10 protein-coding genes are annotated in these 20,865 nt (G+C 70.3%); 5 read left to right on the top strand and 5 right to left on the bottom strand.

Annotated elements, in window-relative coordinates:
• Positions 1-282: 282 nt before the first annotated feature.
• The 5 genes from D1643_RS05730 (at position 283) to D1643_RS05710 (ending at position 7,273) form a co-directional block, all read left to right on the top strand.
• A complete protein-coding gene (locus D1643_RS05730; protein WP_160709528.1) occupies positions 283-3,159 on the top strand; it encodes an AAA family ATPase in 2,877 nt (958 codons plus the stop codon).
• A 53-nt stretch (positions 3,160-3,212) separates the two neighbouring features.
• Positions 3,213-4,256 carry a hypothetical protein gene (locus tag D1643_RS05725; RefSeq protein ID WP_160709526.1) on the top strand — a complete coding sequence of 348 codons (1,044 nt, stop codon included), beginning with the start codon at positions 3,213-3,215 and terminating at the stop codon, positions 4,254-4,256.
• Between the two features lie 10 nt (positions 4,257-4,266).
• Positions 4,267-5,016 carry a metallophosphoesterase gene (locus D1643_RS05720; protein ID WP_160709524.1) on the top strand — a complete coding sequence of 250 codons (750 nt, stop codon included), beginning with the start codon at positions 4,267-4,269 and terminating at the stop codon, positions 5,014-5,016.
• A 153-nt stretch (positions 5,017-5,169) separates the two neighbouring features.
• On the top strand, positions 5,170-5,814 hold the full coding sequence (locus D1643_RS05715) for a metallophosphoesterase (protein WP_201750987.1): 645 nt from the start codon (positions 5,170-5,172) through the stop codon (positions 5,812-5,814).
• A 472-nt stretch (positions 5,815-6,286) separates the two neighbouring features.
• Positions 6,287-7,273: a hypothetical protein gene (locus tag D1643_RS05710; RefSeq protein WP_160709520.1), complete on the top strand. Its 987-nt coding sequence runs from the start codon at positions 6,287-6,289 to the stop codon at positions 7,271-7,273.
• Positions 7,274-7,781: 508 nt separating this feature from the next.
• On the opposite strand, the gene D1643_RS05705 is transcribed toward D1643_RS05710, so the two are convergent.
• From D1643_RS05705 to msrB, 5 genes are all read right to left on the bottom strand, one after another.
• The gene (locus tag D1643_RS05705) at positions 7,782-11,558 is read right to left on the bottom strand and encodes a phosphoribosylformylglycinamidine synthase (RefSeq protein ID WP_160709518.1); all 3,777 of its coding nucleotides are present in this window, start codon (positions 11,556-11,558) and stop codon (positions 7,782-7,784) included.
• Between the two features lie 269 nt (positions 11,559-11,827).
• The gene (locus tag D1643_RS05700; protein WP_160709516.1) at positions 11,828-14,146 is read right to left on the bottom strand and encodes an ATP-binding protein; all 2,319 of its coding nucleotides are present in this window, start codon (positions 14,144-14,146) and stop codon (positions 11,828-11,830) included.
• Positions 14,147-14,462: 316 nt separating this feature from the next.
• Positions 14,463-16,619 carry a YhgE/Pip domain-containing protein gene (locus D1643_RS05695; RefSeq protein WP_160709514.1) on the bottom strand — a complete coding sequence of 719 codons (2,157 nt, stop codon included), beginning with the start codon at positions 16,617-16,619 and terminating at the stop codon, positions 14,463-14,465.
• The gene (locus D1643_RS05690; protein ID WP_160709512.1) at positions 16,616-19,252 is read right to left on the bottom strand and encodes a YhgE/Pip domain-containing protein; all 2,637 of its coding nucleotides are present in this window, start codon (positions 19,250-19,252) and stop codon (positions 16,616-16,618) included. Before D1643_RS05690 ends, D1643_RS05695 begins: the two co-directional genes overlap by 4 nt.
• A gap of 978 nt (positions 19,253-20,230) precedes the next feature.
• On the bottom strand, positions 20,231-20,865 hold a 635-nt coding region (msrB, locus tag D1643_RS05685), incomplete at its 5' end, for a peptide-methionine (R)-S-oxide reductase MsrB (protein ID WP_236643407.1).

Below are 20,865 nucleotides of genomic sequence, written 5' to 3'. Positions count from 1 at the left end.
CCCGACCCCCCGACCCCCATCGCACTCGTTCGCGTTTCCGTCGCCGACGTCCGCCCTCCGTCTGTCGCGGCTCGCCAGCGCCATCTCTCGCAACACCCCTCCCAGCCCTGGTGAAAACGCTGATGAAAACCGTCAGCGACGTTGCCGGTTTACCGCTTCTTCGGCCAAGGACGGCGTCTGTTTTGCCTGGTCACGCCCTGATAGCATGGGTGAACACCGAAAGGCGGCGGTCAGGCCGCCGGCGATTCGCGCGGCACGGGCGAACGAGGAGGAGGGGCGATCATGAGGTTCTACAGGGTTACCTGCGTCACCGATGCTGACATGAGGGGCACTTGGCTCTACGACGAGCATCCGTTCAAGTCCTGGGGGAACAGGCTCTTCCTCATTTCCGACGATGACCGGAGCTCTTTCAGGCGCGGCGATGGCGAGACGCAGTTCCGCATCTTGGCGGCAGTGGCTAATCCCCGCTATGATCTGGCCGACCTTGAGGACTGCATTGTGGAGGCCTGTCGTGACTGGGACGTGGAGGGCACCGTGCGGGTGCGTGCGATCGAGGACTCGACCTATCGGGAGTGCTTCGGCGAGACACCCTACGCCGGAGGCGTTGCGGTGCGGCGGTTTTCCCAGGTTCTGGGTGCGAACGAGTTCTGCACGCTCTTGCAGGAGGTGGGCTGCGTGGACGACAAGCCCATCGGGCGGGCGCCTCACGACCCGGTGGAGGGCACGCGCTACAGTCGCTGCTTGGCCGAGGAGCTGGAGCGCATGGGCCGCACGGCGGCCGGCGAGGGCGCGGCTCGGTCGACGGGGGATCGACCGGTCGGCACTCCGGCGTCCCCGACTCAGCCGTTCCTGCCCGCCCACTACCTCATCGAGGGAATGAACGTCCATGAGTACGGTCCGGCTCTCGATGCGCTGCTGTTCTCGTTGAAGGAGGAGGGGCGCGTGCCATCCGCCTGCGCCATCACCTTTGACCTCGACAAGTTCCACAGCGGCGAGAAGAAGCGCAGCACAGATGAGTACTTCCTCAGCTGCATGAACGATGCGCTCGTGGAGTCGCTCGAGGGTATGGTGCTCGTCATCCGCTACGGCACGTTCGACGAGGGCGGCGCCTTTGCCAGCTATCCCTACCAGCTGCTCACGCGCCTTCTGGACGCGCTGGCGCGGCACCCGCATACCGTGCAGGTGGTCATGGTCATTCCCGAGGGCGCCGACGCGCTGAAGCAGCGCATCCAGTCGCGCTTTGCCGTGCCGTGGGTCGAGCTGCGCCGTGATGCGGTGCCGAGCATCCAGGCCATGGGTGCCGCCGCGGTGCGCGCGGTGCTTGAGGAGCGCGCCTGTGACGAGGGGCTTGCGCCCGACGCCCAGCTGGCGGCGCTCGTGGACGCGCGCTTGGAGGACAGCTCGTTCTCCGACCTGGGGGCGCTCTACGAGGAGTGGCGGCGCGACAAGCTCACCCACGAGCGGTTTCCCTCCTATGAGCCGGTGGCCGAGCGTTCCCTCGCCCGCCGGCAGGCGAAGGGCCAGAGCGCCCTGGAGCGCCTGAACGCGCTCGTGGGGCTGGCGGACGTGAAGCGGCACGTCGCCGACATCCTGGCGCGCGTTCGAATGAATCGCGAGCTCGCCCTGGCGGGGCTTCCGGCGCGGCCGTTCTCGATGCACCTGGCGTTTCTTGGCGAGCCGGGCACGGGCAAGACCGAGGTGGCGCAGCTGTACGCCGAGATCCTGCGTGAGCAGCGCGTGCTGAGCGAGGGCCGCCTGGTCGTGCGCTCGGGTGCGCGCCTCTTCAACGTCAACGAGGCCTTCGAGGCGGCGCGCGGGTCGGTGCTGTTCATCGACGAGGCCTACAGCCTGATCGGCTACGGCGACACGGTGGCGTCGCTCATCGCCTCCATGGAGCAGTACCGCGACGAGGTGGTGGTCATCCTGGCTGGGTACGAGGCCGACATGGAGCAGCTGTTCCTCACCAACCCCGGGTTCCGCTCGCGCGTGGGCTTCTGCCTGCGCTTTCCCAGCTACTCCGACGCCGAGAAGCTGGAGATCTTCCAGCTGATGGCGCGACGCGCCCGGCTGACCGTGCCGCCGGAGACGCTCGCGCGTGTGCGCGACCTGCTGGCCCGCGGCGGCAGGCGCGACGACGAGGGCAACGCGCGGTTCGTGCGCAAGCTGTTCGAGGACGCCTGCGGGCGCCAGCAGACGCGTCTGGCCCGCAAGGCGCCCGCCGAGGGCTACACCGAGGAGACGCTCAGCCTGCTTCTGCCTGACGACGTGGGCACGGTGGCGGCCAGGCCGGCCCGCAGCGCTCGCGAGGAGCTGGCTGATCTGGTGGGGTTGGCCGAGGTGAAGCAGCTCGTGTCGACGTGGCTCGACCTGATGAGGGCGCAGAAGGCGCGGCGCGATGCGGGCATCGACGCGCCGTTTGTCCCGCTGCACCTGGCCTTCAAGGGCAACCCGGGCACGGGTAAGACCGAGGTGGCGCGGCTGATTGGCCGTATCCTGAAGGAGGAGGGCGTGCTCTCGGTGGGCGAGTTCTACGAGTGTGGCCGGCAGGATCTGGTGGCGTCCTACATCGGCGGCACGGCTCCCAAGGTGGCCGCGCTGTTCAGCCGCGCGAAGGGGTCGGTCATCCTCATCGACGAGGCGTATGCGCTCAACGACAACCAGCATGGCGGCTACGGCGAGGAGGCCGTCACGGCCCTCGTCGATCAGATGGAGAAGCTGCGCGAGGACGTGGTGGTGATCTTCGCGGGCTACACGCGCGAGATCGACGAGCTGTTCGCCGCCAATCCGGGCTTTGCCTCCCGCGTGCGCACGCACATCGAGTTTCCCGACTACGGCGTCGACGAGCTGGTCGACGTGCTGCGGCTGATGGCCCGCAAGCAGGGCTTTGCGCTGGCCGAGGGTGCGGCCGAGCGCGCGCGGGGCCTCTTCGCGAAGGCGGCGGCGCAGCCGAATTTCGGCAACGCCCGCTACGCGCGCAACCTGCTGGAGGAGGCGCTTCTCGCCCAGGCCACGCGTCTGGCCGCGGAGGCTGCCCGGGAGGGGCGCGCCGTCGGCGAGCTGCCGGTGGAGCGCCTGATCGCGCTTGAGCCTGAGGACTTCGCCAGGGGCGGCGTGCCGGTCGGCTCCGGAGCGCGTCCCGTCGGATTCCTGGCCGCATAGGGCGCCGGTTCCGCCCGCCTCCCCGAAGACCCCCACGAGAAAGGACTGCTGCCATGACCGACCCCCTTGCCTCGACTGACTACGGCACCGTTCGCACGGCCCTTGCGGGCGGCGCCATCGCCCTGGAGGACGTCGACCGCCGCTTCCCCGACCTCAAGGAGGCGTTCTTCGGCGACGCGTTCGGCGATGCGCGGGATCCCATCGAGGCGGTGCTCGCCTACAAGAGCCGCGGCTCGGGCTCCTACGACTGCGACGGCTCCGCCTTCTGGGTTTGGAACCGGGGGCGGCCCTACTGCACCACCGCCCGCGGCCCGGAGGCGGTCGCGCGCCTCTACGAGGCGCTGTGGGGCTACCGCGTCGAGGAATTGGGGAGCCGCGAGGGGCACGTCCAATTCCTCCTCATCCCCCCGTACTTTCCGTATGATGCGTACCCTGACGTGACCGTCGCGAAGGCGCGGCGCGTGGCCTGCGAGCTTTCCGGAGGCGATGTGATGAACAGCTTCTGGACCACCTACAAGCAGGCGCTCTCTCGCGAGGTCGTGCAGGGTGACATCCCTGCCATCTTGGATGATGGGGAGGCCTTCCACGGATCGGTGGATGGGGAGGTGATGGCTCAGCTGCGGATCTTCGCCCGCCTCAGCCACACGTTGGGCAACCTCATTCCCTGCCAGAAGGGCTTCAACGCGGGGCGCTACTGGTCTACGATGGATTACTGGGACCTCACGCTCATCTTCGTTCGCGACTGGTACCTGACCAAGCAGCAGCATCAGGCGCCCGAGGACGCCGCCGTGCCCGACACGCCGCTCAACGCCGGCGTCCTGGCGGCGTGCGGCCGGTGGCTCAACTCCTTCGGACGGGCGGAGGAGGGCTGGCGCGCGTTCGTTCGGCAGAACTTCCTCCAGCCCTACGTCGATGACGGCTACGCGGTGCGCCCGTTCTTCGCGGGGCATGGCTTCGGCTACCTGCGTCCCGAGGGGCGGCGGGACGTCCTCGCGTGCCTGATGAGCATGAACGCTTGCATCATCGCACGCGGCAACCTGATGCTGGCGGAGCTTGCATGCGGGACGGGGGCGGGCGTGCGCCTGCCCCACGACTGAGAGGAGCCTCATGACCGTCTACCTCACGGGGGACACCCACGGACTGTACGACATCGACAAGCTGCGCGCTGCCGCCTGGGAGGGGCGCGACTGGCGCCCGACGGCCGATGACTACCTGATCATCGTCGGGGACGTGGCGTGCATCTGGCGCACGCAGACGTGGGACCTGCCCGCGTACGACGCGCGTGATCAGGAGGTGATCGACGCCCTGACCGAGCTGCCGTGGACGGTGCTGTTCATCGACGGCAACCACGAGAGTCACGACACGCTTCGGGCCTTGGAGGCGGAGCGCTGGCACGGCGGGCTGGTGAACCGCATCTCAGACCGGCTGATCCACCTGATGCGCGGGCAGGTGTTCGACATCGACGGCCTGCGCTTCTTCGCCATGGGCGGCGCGCACTCGCCGGACTGGGCCCATCGCATCGAGGGGATCAGCTGGTGGCCCGAGGAGATGCCCGAGCCTGACGAGTATGACGAGGCGTGCGCCAACCTGGCGGCCGTCGGCGGCGCCGTTGACGTCGTGCTGTCCCACACTTGTCCCACCCAGGTGATCGACGAGATCGTGAGCGCGCAGTTTTCCCAGGCTGACGAGTTGACTGAGTGGCTGCGGCGCCTCGTTGATGAGATAGACTTTCGGTACTGGTACTTCGGGCACTTCCACGAGGACTCGGCGGGGCTCTATGACGGGCGCTTCTCGTGCCTGTTCGAGGGCATCGTGGAGCTGAGCCCCGAGACGGGCGCGGGCTTGGAGGTAGGCTGACGGCACGGCGGACGCGGGGTCGCGCGGGGCTGCGCCGGGTGTGCGGCGCGCCCGGCTCGGCGGCGCGCGGAGCCGGCGCGACGCACCTTCCGATTGCGCATCGGACGCCCTGCTCGCGGTTGGCTGCCAGGTTGTATGAGAGGGAGGTTCTGCTTGATCATCTATGCCATGAGCGACATCCACGGCCAGGAGGCGCCCTTCGAGGAGGCGCTGTCCCTGGTGGATCTGGACGATCCTGACGTGATGCTGGTGCTGTGCGGCGACTACATCGACCACGACTGGCAGGCGCCGGAGTGGTTCGACCGCATCCGCCGGCTGCAGGAGGCGCATCCCGGCCAGGTGGTGGTGCTGAAGGGCAACCACGAGGACGCCTACTTGGAGGCTTGCGGGGATGCGCTCTTGCCCACGACGCGGCGATGGCTGCGCGATCTGCCCCTGTTCTACGAGACCGAGCGGCAGATCTTCGTCCATGCCGGCATTGACGAGGAAGCTGGGGACCTGTGGCGGGTGGCTTGCGAGGACTGGTACTTCCTGGGGAAGGTGCCGGCTAGCGTCGGGTCGTTCCCGAAGGATATCGTCGCAGGTCATGTGGGCACCTACGGCCTCTGCGGCGAGAACCGCGTGTATTGGGATGGCCAGGCGCACTTCTACCTGGACGGCTCCACCGAGAGGTCGGGCGTGGTGCCGGTGCTGAAGTACGACTCCCTCACCGACCGCTACACGACGTTCGGGCGAGCGCAGACGTCCGACGGCGCCCCTGCTTGGCACGAGGAGCCCGTGCGCCCGGGGCGAGCGTAGGCTGCCGACGCCAGCGGGCACGGGCGCGGGCGGCTGGCGGACGCGAGGGGCGGTTGTGGCGGCTGGCTGGCGTAGGCGATCGGCGGGGCGAATGCGTCGAGCGGAGCGCACGGCAGAGGAGGCGGGGGCACGTTCTGGCGACCTTGGGGCGCGCCCTGCGGCTTCGTTTCGGCGAGGCTGAGAGGATATGGGGCGCCGCTTGGCAGGGCGCTGTGGCAGAAGGGCCGCTGTTTGCGGGCGTGCGGGAGAGGTCGGGGGCCGCGCTTGGCGTGGCGCCGCGCTGGTATGGTGTTGCGATTGACGGGGCGCCGCCTGGCAGGGCATTGCGACGGAGGGGCTGCTGCCGCGGCGCCGACGGGGGAGGGCGGGGGCCGTGTTGCCCGAGTCCCGCCCCGCTGACGGCTGGACGACGCGGCGTAGCGAGGGGCCGCTAGGGTGGGGGCATGTGTCCCTGTTTGGAGCGGAGGAGCCCATGTCTGTCTACTTCACTCACCAGAGCGCGCTTTCCTTCTGGCGCCGCTACCGCGAGTTTCGCCACTGCCGCCCCATGGCGGTTCGCGCCGATCAATACGCAGGCATGGCGCCGAGCCTCTTGGAGATACGGGATGCCGCGCACGTGGCGCTTCCGGGCGATGATGAGCTTCACGTGTCGGTTCCCGAGGGAGCGCGCCGCGCGAAGGCGCAGGGGCTGATGCGGCACCGTTGGCACCGTGGAGGGGAGCGGGGATCGTACGTCAGGGTGCTCAAGGGGGTCTACGTGAGCTCGCCGGCGATGCTCTTCCTTGAGCTGGCGCCTGATCTGCGCTTGGAGCACCTGGTTGAATTGGGCTATGAGCTCTGCGGCGGATTCACCTACAGCCGGGGGAGTGGCTTCTGCCCTTGCCTGCCGGCCGTCGCGCCCGCGACGTTGGAGCGCTTTGCGCGCGCCGCGGTGCGCAGCCGCGGGCGTGAGAAGGCGGTTCGCGCTGCGTCCCTCGTGCTGGCGGGGGCAGCGTCGCCGCGCGAGGCGCACGTGGCGATGCTCCTCACGCTGCCTCCCCGTCTGGGCGGCTACGGGCTGCGCCGTCCGGAGCTGAACGGAGTCGTCTTGCTCGATGAGGCGAGTCGGAGGATCCTGGGCAAGAGGAGCCTCCGCTGCGACTTGCTCTGGTCGCAGGCAAACGTCGCGCTCGAGTACGAGAGCGACCAGTTCCACGCGGGGCTGCCGGCTTACGTGGCAGATTCCAAGAGGCGTAACGTGTTGAAGCACCTGGGGATCGACGTCGTCACGCTTACCAACGCCGAGATAAAGAGCGAGGCGGCCATGGACGGCTTGGCGAGCGGGCTGGCGCGGGCCCTTGGCCAGCGTGTCCGCGGATCTCAACCGCAAGGGCAGATGGCCAAGGGTCGGCTTCGGGGGCTCCTGCTGGATGCTCGCCAAAGGGCAGACGCGGCTCATTTGCTCCGGGCTGATGGGTGAATGCCACGTTTTGAGCTTCTGATGGCACTTATCGTCAGTTTGGTACGGTCAAAACCCCTCCAGCGAGGCGCGCGTGATCGGGTTGGATGCAAAAGCCCAGGTCGGCATCGAGCGAATTCGTCAAAGGGCCGCATTGGGAGGCCCAGAACCGTACCAAACTGACGATGAGTGCCAGTTTCGCGCGGAAAAGTGGCAGTCGGGCTCGCGGCGGCTGGCGCTGAGCGACTTGAGGCGTACTGGGCGTACTGGGCGCGCTGGGCGCGCCGGGCGACGTTGAGGCGCATTGGGCGTGGTGGCGGTACAGGGACGCCGGGGCGGGCGCAGGGCGGTGCCGAGCGCGCGTGCGAAGGGGCAAGCGCTGGGTGCGGCTGGGCGGCGTCGGAGCGCGACGGGCGGCACGGGGACGGCGGAGCGGGCGCGGTGCGGTGTCGAACGCGGCTGGCAGGCACCGGGTGCGGGCAACAAAAAACGGGGGCGGCCATGGGCCGCCCCCGCCTGCGCGTGCGACTTACTTGAAGTACGCGACGCCTCCCTCGAAGAGGGGCTGCCACTTGTTGCCGGGGACGTTCTTGTAGACGGCGTCGCCGATGCGCTCGGTGTGGCCCATCTTGCCGAGCACGCGGCCGTCGGGGCTCGTGATGCCCTCGATGGCGAGCAGCGATCCGTTGGGGTTGACGGCCAGGTCCATTGACGGCGTGCCTGCGGCGTCCACGTACTGCGTGGCCACCTGCCCGCCGGCGACCAGCGCGTCCAGCACGGCCGGCGGCGCCACGAAGCGGCCCTCGCCGTGGCTGATGGCCACGGTGTGGATGTCGCCTACCTCGCAGGCGCTGAACCACGGTGACAGGTTGGACGCCACGCGCGTGCGCACGAGGCGGCTCTGGTGGCGGCCGATGCTGTTGAAGGTGAGGGTGGGGCACTCCTCGTCCATGGGGCGGATGTCGCCGAAGGGCACGAGCCCCAGCTTGACGAGCGCCTGGAAGCCGTTGCAGATGCCGAGCATCAGGCCGTCGCGGCGCTGCAGCAGGTCGCGCACGGCCTCGGTGACGGCGGGCGCGCGGAAGAACGCGGTGATGAACTTGGCCGACCCGTCGGGCTCGTCGCCGCCGGAGAAGCCGCCGGGGATCATGACGATCTGGCTCTCGCCGATGGCGCGCACGAACGCCTCGGTGCTCTCGGCCACGGCGGCCGGCGTCAGGTTGTTCACCACCAGCGTGGAAGCCCGCGCCCCTGCGCGCTCGAAGGCGCGGGCGGAGTCGAACTCGCAGTTGTTGCCGGGGAACACGGGGATGATGACGCGCGGCTTGCCCGCCTCGCCCAGAAGCGCTGGGCCATGGTAGGCGGCGCCGACGCCCTCGGTGTAGCTGACCTGCGGCACTGTCGGCAGCTCGGCGCGCTCGGCAGCCGGCGTGCGATAGGGGAAGACGGGCTCCATGCGCGCCTCCCAGGCCTCCTGGAGCGGCGCGAGCGCCACCTCCTGGTCGCTGGCGACCAGCGCGAACGTGGCCGTCGTCTCGCCGATGACGCCCACGGCTGCGTTCGCGCCCACCTCGGGCACGGCGGCGCCGTCGGCCAGCTCCACGAAGAAGCTGCCGTAGGCCGGCGTGAACAGCGCGTCGGCGGCGAATGTGGGCGCGAGCGCCACGCCCAGGCCGTTGCCCACGCACATCTTGAACAGCGCCTCCGCGCCGGCGCCGTAGCCCGGCGTGGACACGGCCAGCGCGTCGCCGGCGCCCACGAGCGCCTCCACGGCGTCGAGCACCGCGCGCAGCGACGCAGCATCGGGCACCAGCCCGCCTGCGCCCGCCGCGCCCTCGGCCGGCGCCGGCGCCAGGCACAGCACGCGGTGGCCGACGCCCTTGAACTCCGGCGACGTCACGCGCGACACCGGCCCCACGGCCGTGGCGAACGACACGAGCGTCGGCGGCACGTCGAGCGCCTCGAACGAGCCGGACATCGAGTCCTTGCCGCCGATGGCGCCCACGCCCAAGTCAAGCTGCGCCATGAGCGCGCCGAGCACCGACGCCACGGGACGGCCCCAGCGGCCCGGCTCGTCGCGTAGCTTCTCGAAGTACTCCTGGAAGGTGAGGTAGGCGTCCTCGCGCCGGAAGCCCGCGGCCACCAGCTTGGACACCGACTCGACCACGGCCAGGTAGGCGCCCTGGTACTGGTTGGCGCTGCTCAGGTACGGGTTGAAGCCCCAGGCCAGGCCGGAGCAGGTGGTGGTCTCGCCGTCCACGGGCATCTTGGCCACCATGGCCATGGCAGGCGTCAGCTGGTGCTGGCCGCCGAAGGGCATGAGCACCGTGGCGGCGCCGATGGTGGCGTCGAAGCGCTCGGCCAGTCCCTTGTTCGACGCCACGTTGAGGTCGGTCAGCACGGCTTCCAGGCGCTCGGCCAAAGGGTCGCCAGCGTGGCCCCAGGCGGCAGGCGCCTCCCAGGTGCCGCCGGCTGCCACGGCCACGTCCTGGGCCTTCGGGGCGCCGTTGGAGGCCAGGAAGGCGCGGCTCACGTCCACGATGCGCTCCCCGTTCCAGTCCATGCGCACGCGCGGCTCCTCGGTGACCACGGCGATGGGTGTGGCCTCCAGGTTCTCCTCGTGGGCCAGCGCGATGAACGCGTCCACGTCCTGGGGAGCCAGGGCCACGGCCATGCGCTCCTGGCTTTCGGCGATGGCCAGCTCGGTGCCGTCGAGGCCCTCGTACTTCTTGGGCACGGCGTCCAGGTTGATCTGCAGGCCGTCGGCCAGCTCACCCACGGCCACCGACACGCCGCCGGCGCCGAAGTCGTTGCAGCGCTTGATCATGCGGCAGGCGTCCCCACGGCGGAACAGGCGCTGGATCTTGCGCTCGACCGGCGCGTTGCCCTTCTGCACCTCTGCGCCGCAGGTCTCCATGGACTCGAGCGTGTGCGACTTGGACGAGCCGGTGGCCCCGCCGATGCCGTCGCGGCCCGTGCGGCCGCCCAGCAGCACCACCACGTCGCCCGGCGCGGGCGTCTCGCGGCGCACGTGGTCGGCCGGGGTGGCGCCCACCACGGCGCCGATCTCCATGCGCTTGGCGGCGTAGCCGGGGTGGTAGAGCTCGTTCACCTGGCCGGTGGCCAGGCCTATCTGGTTGCCGTAGGAGGAGTAGCCGGCCGCTGCGGTGGTCACGAGCTTGCGCTGCGGCAGCTTGCCGGGCAGCGTCTCGCTCACGGGTGCCAGCGGGTCGGCTGCGCCCGTAAGGCGCATAGCCTGGTAGACGTAGCTGCGGCCGGAGAGCGGGTCGCGGATGGCGCCGCCCACGCAGGTGGCCGCGCCGCCGAAGGGCTCGATCTCGGTGGGGTGGTTGTGGGTCTCGTTCTTGAATAGGTAGAGCCAGTCCTGCTCCTCGCCGTCCACGTCCACCTTCACCTTCACGGTGCAGGCGTTGATCTCCTCGGACTCGTCCAGGCCGGTCATGATGCCACGGGCCTTGAGCCAGCGCGCGCCGATGGTGCCCATGTCCATGAGGCACACCGGCTTGGCGTCGCGTCCCAGCTCGTGGCGCAGCTCCAGGTAGCGCTCGAACGCGGCGCGCACGGCGTCGTCGTCGATGGTCACGTTGGTGAGCTCGGTGCCGAAGGTGGTGTGGCGGCAGTGGTCGGACCAGTAGGTGTCGATCATGCGGATCTCGGTGATGGTGGGGTCGCGCTGCTCCTCGGCGAAGTACTCCTGGCAGAAGACGATGTCGGCCAGGTCCATGGCCAGGCCGCGCTCGGCGATGAAGGCGGCAAGCTCCTCGCGGCTGAGCTCGCGGAAGCCCTCGACCACCTCCACCGGGTCGGGCTGCGGATAGTCCACGGCCAGCGTGTCCACGGTGTCGAGCGACGCCTCGCGGGCCTCCACCGGGTTGATGACGTAGCGCTTGACGGCGGCCACGTCCTCGTCGGTGAGGGGGCCCTCCAGCAGGTAGACCGTAGCGGAGCGGACCGTCGGGCGCTCGCCCTGGCTGATGAGCTGGATGCACTCGCTGGCGGAATCGGCGCGCTGGTCGAACTGGCCGGGCAGGAACTCCACGGCGAACACGGTCGCGCCGTTCGCGTCGGGCAGCTCGAAGCTGGCGGTGTCGGACTGCGGCTCGCTGAACACGGTGGGCACGCAGGACTCGAACAGCTCGCGACTCGCGCCCTCCACGTCGTAGCGGTTGACCAGGCGCAGCCCCTCCAGCCGCTCGATGCCCAGGATGCCGCGCAGCTCGTCGGCCAGCTGCCGCGCCTCCACGTCGAACCCGGGCTTCTTCTCAACGTACACGCGTGAAACCATGGAACCTGCCTTCCGTCCGTTTTACCTGGGGTACATGATAAAACATGGGGCGCGGAAGCGGGGCGGGATCGCGCCGCGCAGGCGCGCTTCCGCCAGGTGACGGGAGGGCGGCGGACCGTAGGGGCCGCGTCCCGCTGGCACGCGAGCGAAGGCGCCGCGGGTCCCATGGCGCGCGAAAGGCGCTGCGGGCCGGTGATGCCACGCGGCGCGCACGAGGCGCGGCCCACGGCGCCTATGCCGCGCGGCGCGCGCCACGGGGGCGGCAGAGGCTAGAGGAGCTCGTCGAGAAGGGCGATGAGGCGGGGGAGGTCGAGGGGCTTGGAGACGTGGGCGGTCATGCCCGCGGCCATGGCGGCACGGCGATCCTCCTCGAAGGCATCGGCGGTGACGGCGATGATGGGCAGCGCGCCCACGTCGTCGCGCTCAAGCGCGCGGATGGCGCGGGTTGCCTCGGTGCCGCCCAGGTGCGGCATGTGCATGTCCATGAGCAGGGCATCGTAGGTGAACGGCTCGGCGGCGGCCACCATCTCCACGGCGGCGTCGCCGTCCTCGGCGGCGTCGACGACGAGTCCCTGCTCCTGGAGGATGGCCTGCATGATCTCGCGCGACAGGTCGTCATCGTCGGCCACGAGCACGCGCTTGCCTCGGAAGCGGGCCGGGTCGCGCCGCACCGCGCGCGACGACCAGTGCCGGGTGCTCGCGTGCTTGCTTGCGCCATCGGGCAGCCGCAGGTCAAGTTCCACTACGAACTCCGACCCCTCGCCCGGGGCGCTCGTGATGGCGATGCGGCCGCCCATCATGTCCACGAGGTTCTTCGTGATGGGCATGCCCAGGCCCGTCCCCTCCACCTTGGGGACGTTGTCGGGCACCTCGCGCTCGAAGGGCTCGAAGATGCGGTCGAGGAACTCCGGGCTCATGCCGCGGCCCGTGTCCTTGACGGACAGGGCGTAGGAGCCGTAGCCGGTGGGCGCGCCCTGACGCTGCCAGCCGCGCACGGCGACGGCGCCGCCGGGCTCGGTGAACTTGACGGCGTTGCCGATGAGGTTCACGAGGATCTGGCTCAGGCGCAGCGGGTCGCCGAGCACCTCGTCGTCGTGGATGGCGGAGAAGTCGATGCTCAGGCTCAGCCCGCGCTCGGCCGCCTGGCCCTGGAACAGGTCGCGCAGCTCGTCAGCTAGGCCGCGCAGGCTCAGCGGCTCCTCGTTGATCTCCACCTTTCCGCTCTCGATGCGGCTCATGTCGAGGATGTCGTTGATGAGGTTCAGCAGGTGGCTGCTGGACGCCAGGATCTTCTCCAGGCAATCCTGCACGCGGGCCGTCTCGTCCATGTGCCCGAGCGCGATGCTCGCGAACCCGGTGATGGCGTTCATGGGCGTGCGGATGTCGTGGCTCATGTTGGCGAGGAAGGCGCTTTTGGCGTTGCTGGCGTTCTGCGCCAGGGTGAGCGCATCTTGGAGCAGGGCCTTCTGCCGCATCTGCTCACGCGTCTCGGCGCTCACGTCGCGGGCGGCCATGACCACCTCGTCGCTGCCGTCGGCCAGGCTGAGCACGCGCATCTGCATGTAGTCGGTGTCGTCCTCGAGGATGCGCCGGTAGGTGACTGAGACCTCGCCGCCCAGGGCCTTGAGCTGCTGGCGGACGTGGGGCATGAGCAGCACCGCGCGCACCCGCTCGCGGTCGGCGGGGTGCACGTAGGTGTCGATGTAGGTCTCAAGGCCCTCCTGATAGTGGCTCGACTCGGCCAGCATGTAGCGGGCGGTGTCGGGCGCCGACTTGCGGATGCGGTAGGGCTCCATCGTGTTCTGCGCGAGGTCGGCCAGGTACAGCGCGTAGTTCTCGCGGCCGAGCGAGTCGATGATGCCCATGCGCCGCGCGTTCGCCTCCTCCAGCTGCTTGCTGCGCGTGATGTCCTCCACGAATCCAAAGGCGAACATGCCGGGGCGCCCGGCGTGGGCCAGGCTGATGCGCAGCCAGCGGCCGTCGGCCAGCTGGCCCTCGTAGAGAATGCTGCCGCCTGCGTCGCGGAAGTCGACCACCTGGCGGCGCACGTCGTCGACGCAGGCGGCCCCGAAGTTCTCCTCGCAGAAGGAGACGATGCCCTCATAGGTGCGGCGCAGGCCGAACCGGCCCGAGGTGGTGGCGGGTATCTGCACCAGGTGGCTGTCCATGTCGTAGAAGAGCACCCCGGCCTCGGCGTTTTCGAGCGAGGGGCACATCGGCTCCACCCACTCGGACACGTCGTGCATGAGAAGGGCGCACATCCCGTGGTCGACGGGAAGCATCGACGTGCGGAGGAACCTGCCGTACGAGTCCGAGACCGTCTCGAACTCAAGGGTCTCGCCCAGGTAGGCGACGCGGTAGAGGCGCGACAGCCAGGAGGTGTCGCCCTCCGGCCATACGGAGTAGGCGTCGCGACCCAGCAGGTCCTCCGGTCGCTGGTCGGTGAGCGCGCCGGCGGCGGCGTTGAGGTACTCATAGCGGAAGTCGACGGCGCTCGTGCCGGACTCGTCCAGATGGACGCGGGCGATCGCGAACGCGACAGCGCTTTGGTCGAACACCTTGTGGCAAAACTCGATCATCTGCTCCATGATAGGGCTCCTTCCGGGGGGTGCGCTTGCGCGCGCCATCCGGCGATTCTCTATTCTGCGGCGCCCCTTTTCCGAGAGGGGCGCAAGGGTGCGAAGGGCGGTAGTGCGGCAGTGCGATGACGCGAGGGCGCAGGGGCGCGGGCGCGCAGACGTGCGATCCCGCGCGACGATGCCTGCGTCTGGGCGGGAGTGGGGAACGGGGCGAAGCATTCTCCCGACGGCTCCGTTGATAACAGTTTAATAACGATGCCTTGCAAAGTCTACCTTGGGAGGGTAATTGCGCGAGAAAAAATGACCTCTACGCTTGTATTTGACTTCAGACTACCTTGGTCTCGGCGAGCTTGCGCAGCACGTAGTCGTTGAGGCGGATGACGGGCCGGCGCAGCACGAGCCCGAGGAACAGCGACGGCGCGAGCAGGGCCAGCAGCTGGCCGATGCTCTGCCAGTACTGATTGCCGTAGATGCCGGCCATGGCGCTCTGGAGGGCCTCCATGGAATGGGTGAAGGGCAGCCACGGGTAGACGGCCTGGAAGAACTCGGCGGACATCTGCACGGGGAAGATGCCGCCCGACCCGGCCAGCTGGAGCACGAGCAGGATGATGGCGCACGCCTTCCCGATGTTGCCGAAGGACACGGTGAGCGTGTACACCAGGTTGGTGAACACGAGCGCGGCGGCCCACGTGGCCACGTAGTAGAGCAGCACGTGGTCGCATTGCACGCCGAGGAAGAAGACGTTGCCGGTGGCCACGATGGTGGCCTGGGCCAGGCCGAGCACGAGGAACACGCCGTAGCGCCCCAGGTAGAGCTGGCCGGGCGTGGGATGGTCGAGCTGGGCCTGGCGGCGCGGGCTCACCACCACCTGCATGAGGGCCACCATGAAGATGGCGCCGATCCAGAGCGAGAGCGACGTGTAGAACGGCGACATGGCGCTGCCGTTGTCGGCCATGGGCCACACGGCGTGGCGGTCGAGCTGGGTGGGGGCGGCCAGGAACTGGGCGATGCGCGCGGGGTCGGAGCCGATGATGGCGCGCACGGCGCCCGTGTCGCCCGAGGCCAGGGCCGCGGAGAGCGAGGTGCGCGCGGCGGCCAGGTCGTCGGCGGCGCGTCCGAGCACCTCGGCTGTGCTGGCGAGCGAGGAGGCCACCTCGTCCAAGTTGTCGCCGAGGGAGCTCGAGGTCTCCGAGAGGCTGCGCGCCGTGGCGTCCACCTGCGCGGCCAGCTCGGTCGAGGAGGAGCGCACGTGCTCGAGCGTGTCGGCTAGGGCCGCTGCCTCGTCGCGCAGGTGCGCGTCGTAGGAGGCGTGCAGATCCTCGACGGCTGAGCGCGCCTCGTCAATGCGGGCAGTTACCTCCGTGCGCGCCTTCTCGGCATCCGCGGCGCCCTGGCCGAGGGCCTCGGAGGCGTCGATGATCGACCCCTGGAGATTGGCTAGCTCGAGGATGGCCTGGTCGACGCGGGGAAGGAGCGGGCTTGTGGGGTCGGCCTGATCAAGGCTCGCGCGCAGGGCGCGGTAGGCGTCGATGACGCCCTGCACGTCGCCGCTGGCCGCGTCGAGCACGCCCTGGGCGGCCCCCGGCGCCTTCTCCAGCGCGTCGAGCGCCTCGTTCACGGCGGATGCCACGTCCTCGAAGCCGGCCTCGGCCTGGGCGAAGGCCGCGTCGGCCGCGCTGGCCGCGCCCTTCAGCGCCTCGGTCGCGTCGTTGATGCCCGTGTCTGCCTCGTCGAGCAGCGGGGTGACGGCTGCGCCCGCGCCGTCGGCGCCGCCGAGCACGTCGGCCGACGCGCGGGCCAGCGTGGACGTGGAGCCCACGAGCGCGCCGAAGGCCCGCGCCTGGGACGCCGCCCCGCTCAGCTCGTCGGCGGCCTGGGCCAGCTGCGCGTCCACCGCGCTTCCGTAGGCGGCGATGCCGTCGCCGTTCACGAAGCCGATCAGGTCGGACGTGGTGCCGAGAGCCACGTCGCCCACCGTCTTCGAGAACGTCTCGTCTATCTGCTGCTCGAGCGCGCTCGCGCCGGCGCCGGTGACGCGCGGGGCGATGGCGTTCTCCTTCTGGTTGACGTAGTAGACGATGTCGGCGTGCTCCACGTGGTCGGTGAGCACGGTGAGCAGGTCCTTGCTGAACGAGGGAGGGATGACGATGGCGGCGTAGTAGCTGCCGGCCTTGAGGCCTTCCACGGCCTCCTCCTCGCTCACGAACACCCAGTCGAACTGGTCGTTCGCGCGCAGGGCCGACGCCACCGACTCGCCTGCGTTCACCTTGACGGGGATGAGGTCGCTCTGGTAGCCCTCGTCCTCGTTGGCGACGGCCACCTTGATGTTGCCGGTGTTGTCGTAGGGATCCCAGAACCCGGCGGTGGTGAACCACGCGTAGAGCGGCGGCACGAGCACCAGGCCCACCACCACGATGGCGGCGATGGCGTTGTCCATGAGATGCCGCAGGTCAAGCAGGAAGAGACGCGCGATGTTCCTCATGGGCGGGCCTCCTCGTCGTCGGGGCCGGCAGGCGCGGGGGCGGGCGTCGGGCCGGCGGGGGTGCCCGCCGCGACTTGGGCCGTGCCGGGGAGGGAGGCTTGGGCCGCGCGGGCCAGGTCATCGGGGCCGAGCTCGCTCAGGCGCAGGCGCGAGGCGAGGCGCGCGTTCACGTACTCGACGGCGATGAGGTAGCCGTCCACCACGATGATGCCGGCCACCATGGCCGCCATCAGCACGATCTTCGTCTCCAGGTCGGCGCGCACCGCCAGCATCACGAGGAACGTCGCCACCGGCTGCACGAAGACGAGCACCCAGCCTGCGCGGATGAGCCGCGGATAGCTGCGGCGGAAGCGCGCGGCGCGGTCGGCCAGCTGCGTGCGGTAGCTCGCGTTCTCCAGCAGGGCGCGCATCATGGTGCGCAGGCGGAAGCGCTCACGGCAGGTGCCGTCGCCGGGATCCTCGCTGTCGAGCAGGTCGGTCCGGCCGAGCTTTTCGTCGAACAGCAGGTTGAGGTTGAAGGCGTAGCGGCCCAGCACCAGGCCGGTGAACAGGGCTATCGGCACGAAGAGCAGCAGCCGGCCGAGGTCGGCCCAGTAGTCCAGCCCGTAGAGCCCGCCGATGGCCTCGCGCATGGCGTCGATGGAGTAGGTGAAGGGCAGCAGGGGGTTGAGCGCCTGGAAGAACGGCGGCATCATCTCGATGGGGAACATGCCCGACGACCCGGGGATCTGCATGATGAGCAGAATCACGGCGACGGCCTTCCCGATGTGCTTGAACGCGTAGGCAAGCGCGTACATGATGTTCACGTCCACGAGCACGGTCACCACGCCGGCTAGCACGAACAGCGCGGGGTTATCGCATTGGATGCCCAAGACGAGGTCGCCCACGGTGACGATGAGCCCCTGCACCAGGCCGAGCGCCATGAACAGCAGCCAGCGCCCCAGGTAGGCCTGGGTGATGGTGAGGGGCGGCAGGCCCTCCGGATCCACCCGGATGCGCACGATGGCCATGAGGATGAAGCCGGCCACCCAGAGGGCGAGGTTGGTGTAGAAGGGCGCCACGCCCGACCCGTAGTTGCGCACTGGGTAGACGTCGACGGTCTTGAGGCTGACGGGCGCGGCCATGAAGCTGCCGATGTCCTGGGCGTCGAGCCCCAGGAACTGGGCGAGCTCGTCGACGGAAGATGAGCTGCGCAGGGCCTCCAGGTCGGTGAGCATGCCGTCGAGCTGGTCCTGGACGGCGGCGAGCGAGTCGCCGGCGGCGCGGGCGGCCTCGTCAGCCTGGCCGAGGACCTGGTCGAGCGACGCGAGGGTGGCCCGTGCCCGGGAGAGCTCTGGCTGGAGGGCGGTCGTCACGCCGCGCAGGGTGCCGAGCGCCTGCGAGAGCGCGTCCAGGCTGCGGCCCACGTCGGGCAGCACGGTGTCCGTGAGGCTGCGCGAGGCGGCGTCCAGCTGGTCGGCCGCCTGACCGAGCGCCTGGTCGGCGGCGGAGGCCGCCTGATCCGCCTTAGTCGCCGCGTCGGCGAGGACGCGGGACTGCTCCTCCAGGCTGGCGACGGTCTGCTGGAGGCGCGCGTCCTCGTCGCGCAAGCGGTCGAGCGCGTCTTTGAGCTGGGGGTAGGAGGCCGCCTCGGGCTCGAGGGCCGCGATGAGCGCGTCGTTTTCCTGCAGCAGCTGGCGCGCGGTGGCTAGGGCCGTGTCCACGAGCTGCCGGCCCTGCTGGAGGCTGGCCGTGGCCTGGCCGATGGCGCCGTCGGCCGCAAGCGTCGCCTTGCCCAGGGCCGCGGCGCCCGACGCCATGCCGGCGGCCAGCTTGGTGCCGTAGGTCTGGGCGGCGGCGCGCACCTCGTCGAGCTGGCCCTGGGCCTGCGCGAGGTCGTCGGCCAGCCGAGGCAGCTCCCCCTCAAGCGTCGACAGCGTATCGCCGGCGCTGGTCACGGCCTGGCGCGCGGACGCCACCGTGGGGGCGGTGCCGTCGATGAGCGCGCGGGTCTCGCCGATGGCGGCCCGCGTGCGCGTGAGGTCGTCGGCCAGGCTGCCGGTGGCCGCGTCGGCGCGGTCCTCCACCTGCGTGCCCGCCTTCTGCGCCATCTCGACCACCGTCTGGCTCACGGTGGTGACGAAGGTGCGGTTGATCTCCTCCTCCAGCGTGGTGGCGCCCGCGTCGGTGACCTTGGGGGCCACGGCGGAGAGCTTCTCGTTGACGTAGTAGTCGATGGTCGGCTGCGTGAAGCTGCCGTCGAAGACGCTCGTGAAGTCGGCGCTGAAGTCGCGCGGGATGATGAGCGCGGCGTAGTACTCGCCGGACTCGACGCCTCGGCGGGCCTGCTCCTCGTCGGTGAACTGCCAGCCCAGCTGGTGGTTGTCGTGGAGCTTCTCCACCACCTGGTCGCCCACTTCCAGGTGGCCGGCCACGGCGCTGTCGGCGCCCTCGTCCAAGTTGGCCACGGCCACCTTGATGGACGCGGTGTTCTGGTAGGGATCCCAGTTGGCGGCTATGCAGTACCAGGCGTAGAGCGAGGGCATGAGGCACACGCCCGCCACGACGATGAGCGCTACGGGGTTGCGCAGCAGACGCCGCACGTCGCGGGTGAAGACGCGCCAGATGGCGGCTATGTTTTCCGTGAGCCTCATGCGGCGCGGCGCGCTCCTCTCGGGCCGGGTGCTGCCTTCTAGTATGGTGCGCGCGCCGGTCATGGTTGCTCCCGTCGCCCGGGCGTTGCCCGTCCGTGAAGCAGGGGGAGCCGATGCGTTAGGCGCGTGGGGTGGGCGGGGGCGGGGCGTCGGGGCGTCGCCGGGGTGCGTGGGCGGCGGGGGGGGGCTGGCACGGGTGCGGGTGGCGATGAGGGGGCACTGGGACGCGGGGCCTGGGCGCGCGGCGTGAAGGGCGCGCCCCGGGGAAAGCGGCCCGCGGCTGCAAAACGAGACGGTTATGCACCCGCCCTCCCGCCGCCACGGCTCCCTCGGGCGCGTCCGGCATCCGGCGACCTGGGGCTTTGGCGGGGGCGGGGCGCCCCGGGCCGGCTCGCGGGCGCGCCGGCCGGTGCATAACCGCCCCGATTTGCGGACAGGGGCGGTTTTTCGGAGGCCGGGGGCGCGGGCGCGCAAGACCCCGGAGGCGTGGGAGGCGGGGACATGGGACGCGCGGGGGCCGGAGGCGTGCGGGTGTGTGGGCTTGCGGGGCGCAGGGAACGTGCTGGCGATGGGGGGCACTGGGACGCGGGGCCTGGACGAGTGGCGTGCGGGGCGCGCCCTTGGAAAAGCGGCCCCTGGCTGCAGATTTCGGCGGTTATGCACCCGCCCTCCCGCCTCCACGGCGTCCTCGGGCGCGCCCGGCATCCGGCGACCTGGGGCTTTGGCGGGGGCGGGGCGCCCTGGGCCGGCTCGCGGGCGCGCCGGCCGGTGCATAACCGCCCCGATTTGCGGGCGGCGGCGGTTTTTCGGAGGTCGGGGAGCGGGGCGCGATGGCGTTGGGCGTCTCGGAGGCGCGCTGGACGTGCGGGGCTCGACCAGCCAGGCGTTGGGGGCGCCTCGGAGGCGCGCGGGAAGGGGGGCTTGCCCGGCCAGGCGCCGGGGGCGGGGCTGTCGTCCAGTCGCAGGCGCGGGGATGCGCTAGGCGGCGCGCTCGCGGACGGCGGGCTTGAGGTAGCCGTAGCCGGCGGCGTCCATCTCGGCGTAGGGGACGAACCGCAAGGCGGCGCCGTTGATGCAGTAGCGCAGGCCGCCCGATTCGAGCGGGCCGTCCGTGAAGACGTGGCCGAGATGGCTCTCGCCGACGCGGCTGCGAACCTCGGTGCGGGACATCCACGACTGCGAGACGTCCTCGTGTTCGGTGACCACCGACGGCGCGATGGGGTGCGAGAACGCGGGCCATCCGCAGCCGGCGTCGAACTTGTCAGAGGAGGAGAACAGCGGCTCGCCGGTGACCACGTCCACGTAGATGCCGGGCTCGAACACCTCGTCGAGGGGGTGGGAGAACGGTCGCTCGGTGGCGCCGTTCTGCGTGATGGCGTACTCGAGCGGCGTGAGCATGCCGCGTAGCTGCACGCGGTTCGGGCGCGCGTAGGGGTGCGCGGCGATGGCGGCGTCCAGGTCGGCCGGATCGGTCAGCGCGCCCAGCGCAGACGAGTCGCGGACAGGGGAGCCGCCGCGGGAGCGGACGGTGGCGGCGGGTGCGCCTGCGAAAGCCGCGTCGTCGCCCGGCGCGCCGGCGCCAGCCGCGGCGGCGGGCACGGGCAGGGGCGTGA

Origin of the sequence: Enterorhabdus sp. P55 (assembly GCF_009911695.1) — a bacterium.
Taxonomy (GTDB): Bacteria; Actinomycetota; Coriobacteriia; order Coriobacteriales; family Eggerthellaceae; genus Enterorhabdus.
The sequence above is the reverse complement of the archived record's forward strand: the minus strand, read 5'-3'. Positions and strand labels throughout refer to the sequence as shown.

What these genes read in the sequence shown, in the direction of transcription:
- D1643_RS05730 (WP_160709528.1), top strand. Translation starts at nt 283, where the DNA reads ATGAGGTTCTACAGGGTTACCTGCGTCACCGATGCTGACATGAGGGGC.
- D1643_RS05725 (WP_160709526.1), top strand. Translation starts at nt 3,213, where the DNA reads ATGACCGACCCCCTTGCCTCGACTGACTACGGCACCGTTCGCACGGCC.
- D1643_RS05720 (WP_160709524.1), top strand. Translation starts at nt 4,267, where the DNA reads ATGACCGTCTACCTCACGGGGGACACCCACGGACTGTACGACATCGAC.
- D1643_RS05710 (WP_160709520.1), top strand. Translation starts at nt 6,287, where the DNA reads ATGTCTGTCTACTTCACTCACCAGAGCGCGCTTTCCTTCTGGCGCCGC.
- D1643_RS05705 (WP_160709518.1), bottom strand. Translation starts at nt 11,558, where the DNA reads ATGGTTTCACGCGTGTACGTTGAGAAGAAGCCCGGGTTCGACGTGGAG.
- D1643_RS05700 (WP_160709516.1), bottom strand. Translation starts at nt 14,146, where the DNA reads ATGGAGCAGATGATCGAGTTTTGCCACAAGGTGTTCGACCAAAGCGCT.
- D1643_RS05695 (WP_160709514.1), bottom strand. Translation starts at nt 16,619, where the DNA reads ATGAGGAACATCGCGCGTCTCTTCCTGCTTGACCTGCGGCATCTCATG.
- D1643_RS05690 (WP_160709512.1), bottom strand. Translation starts at nt 19,252, where the DNA reads ATGAGGCTCACGGAAAACATAGCCGCCATCTGGCGCGTCTTCACCCGC.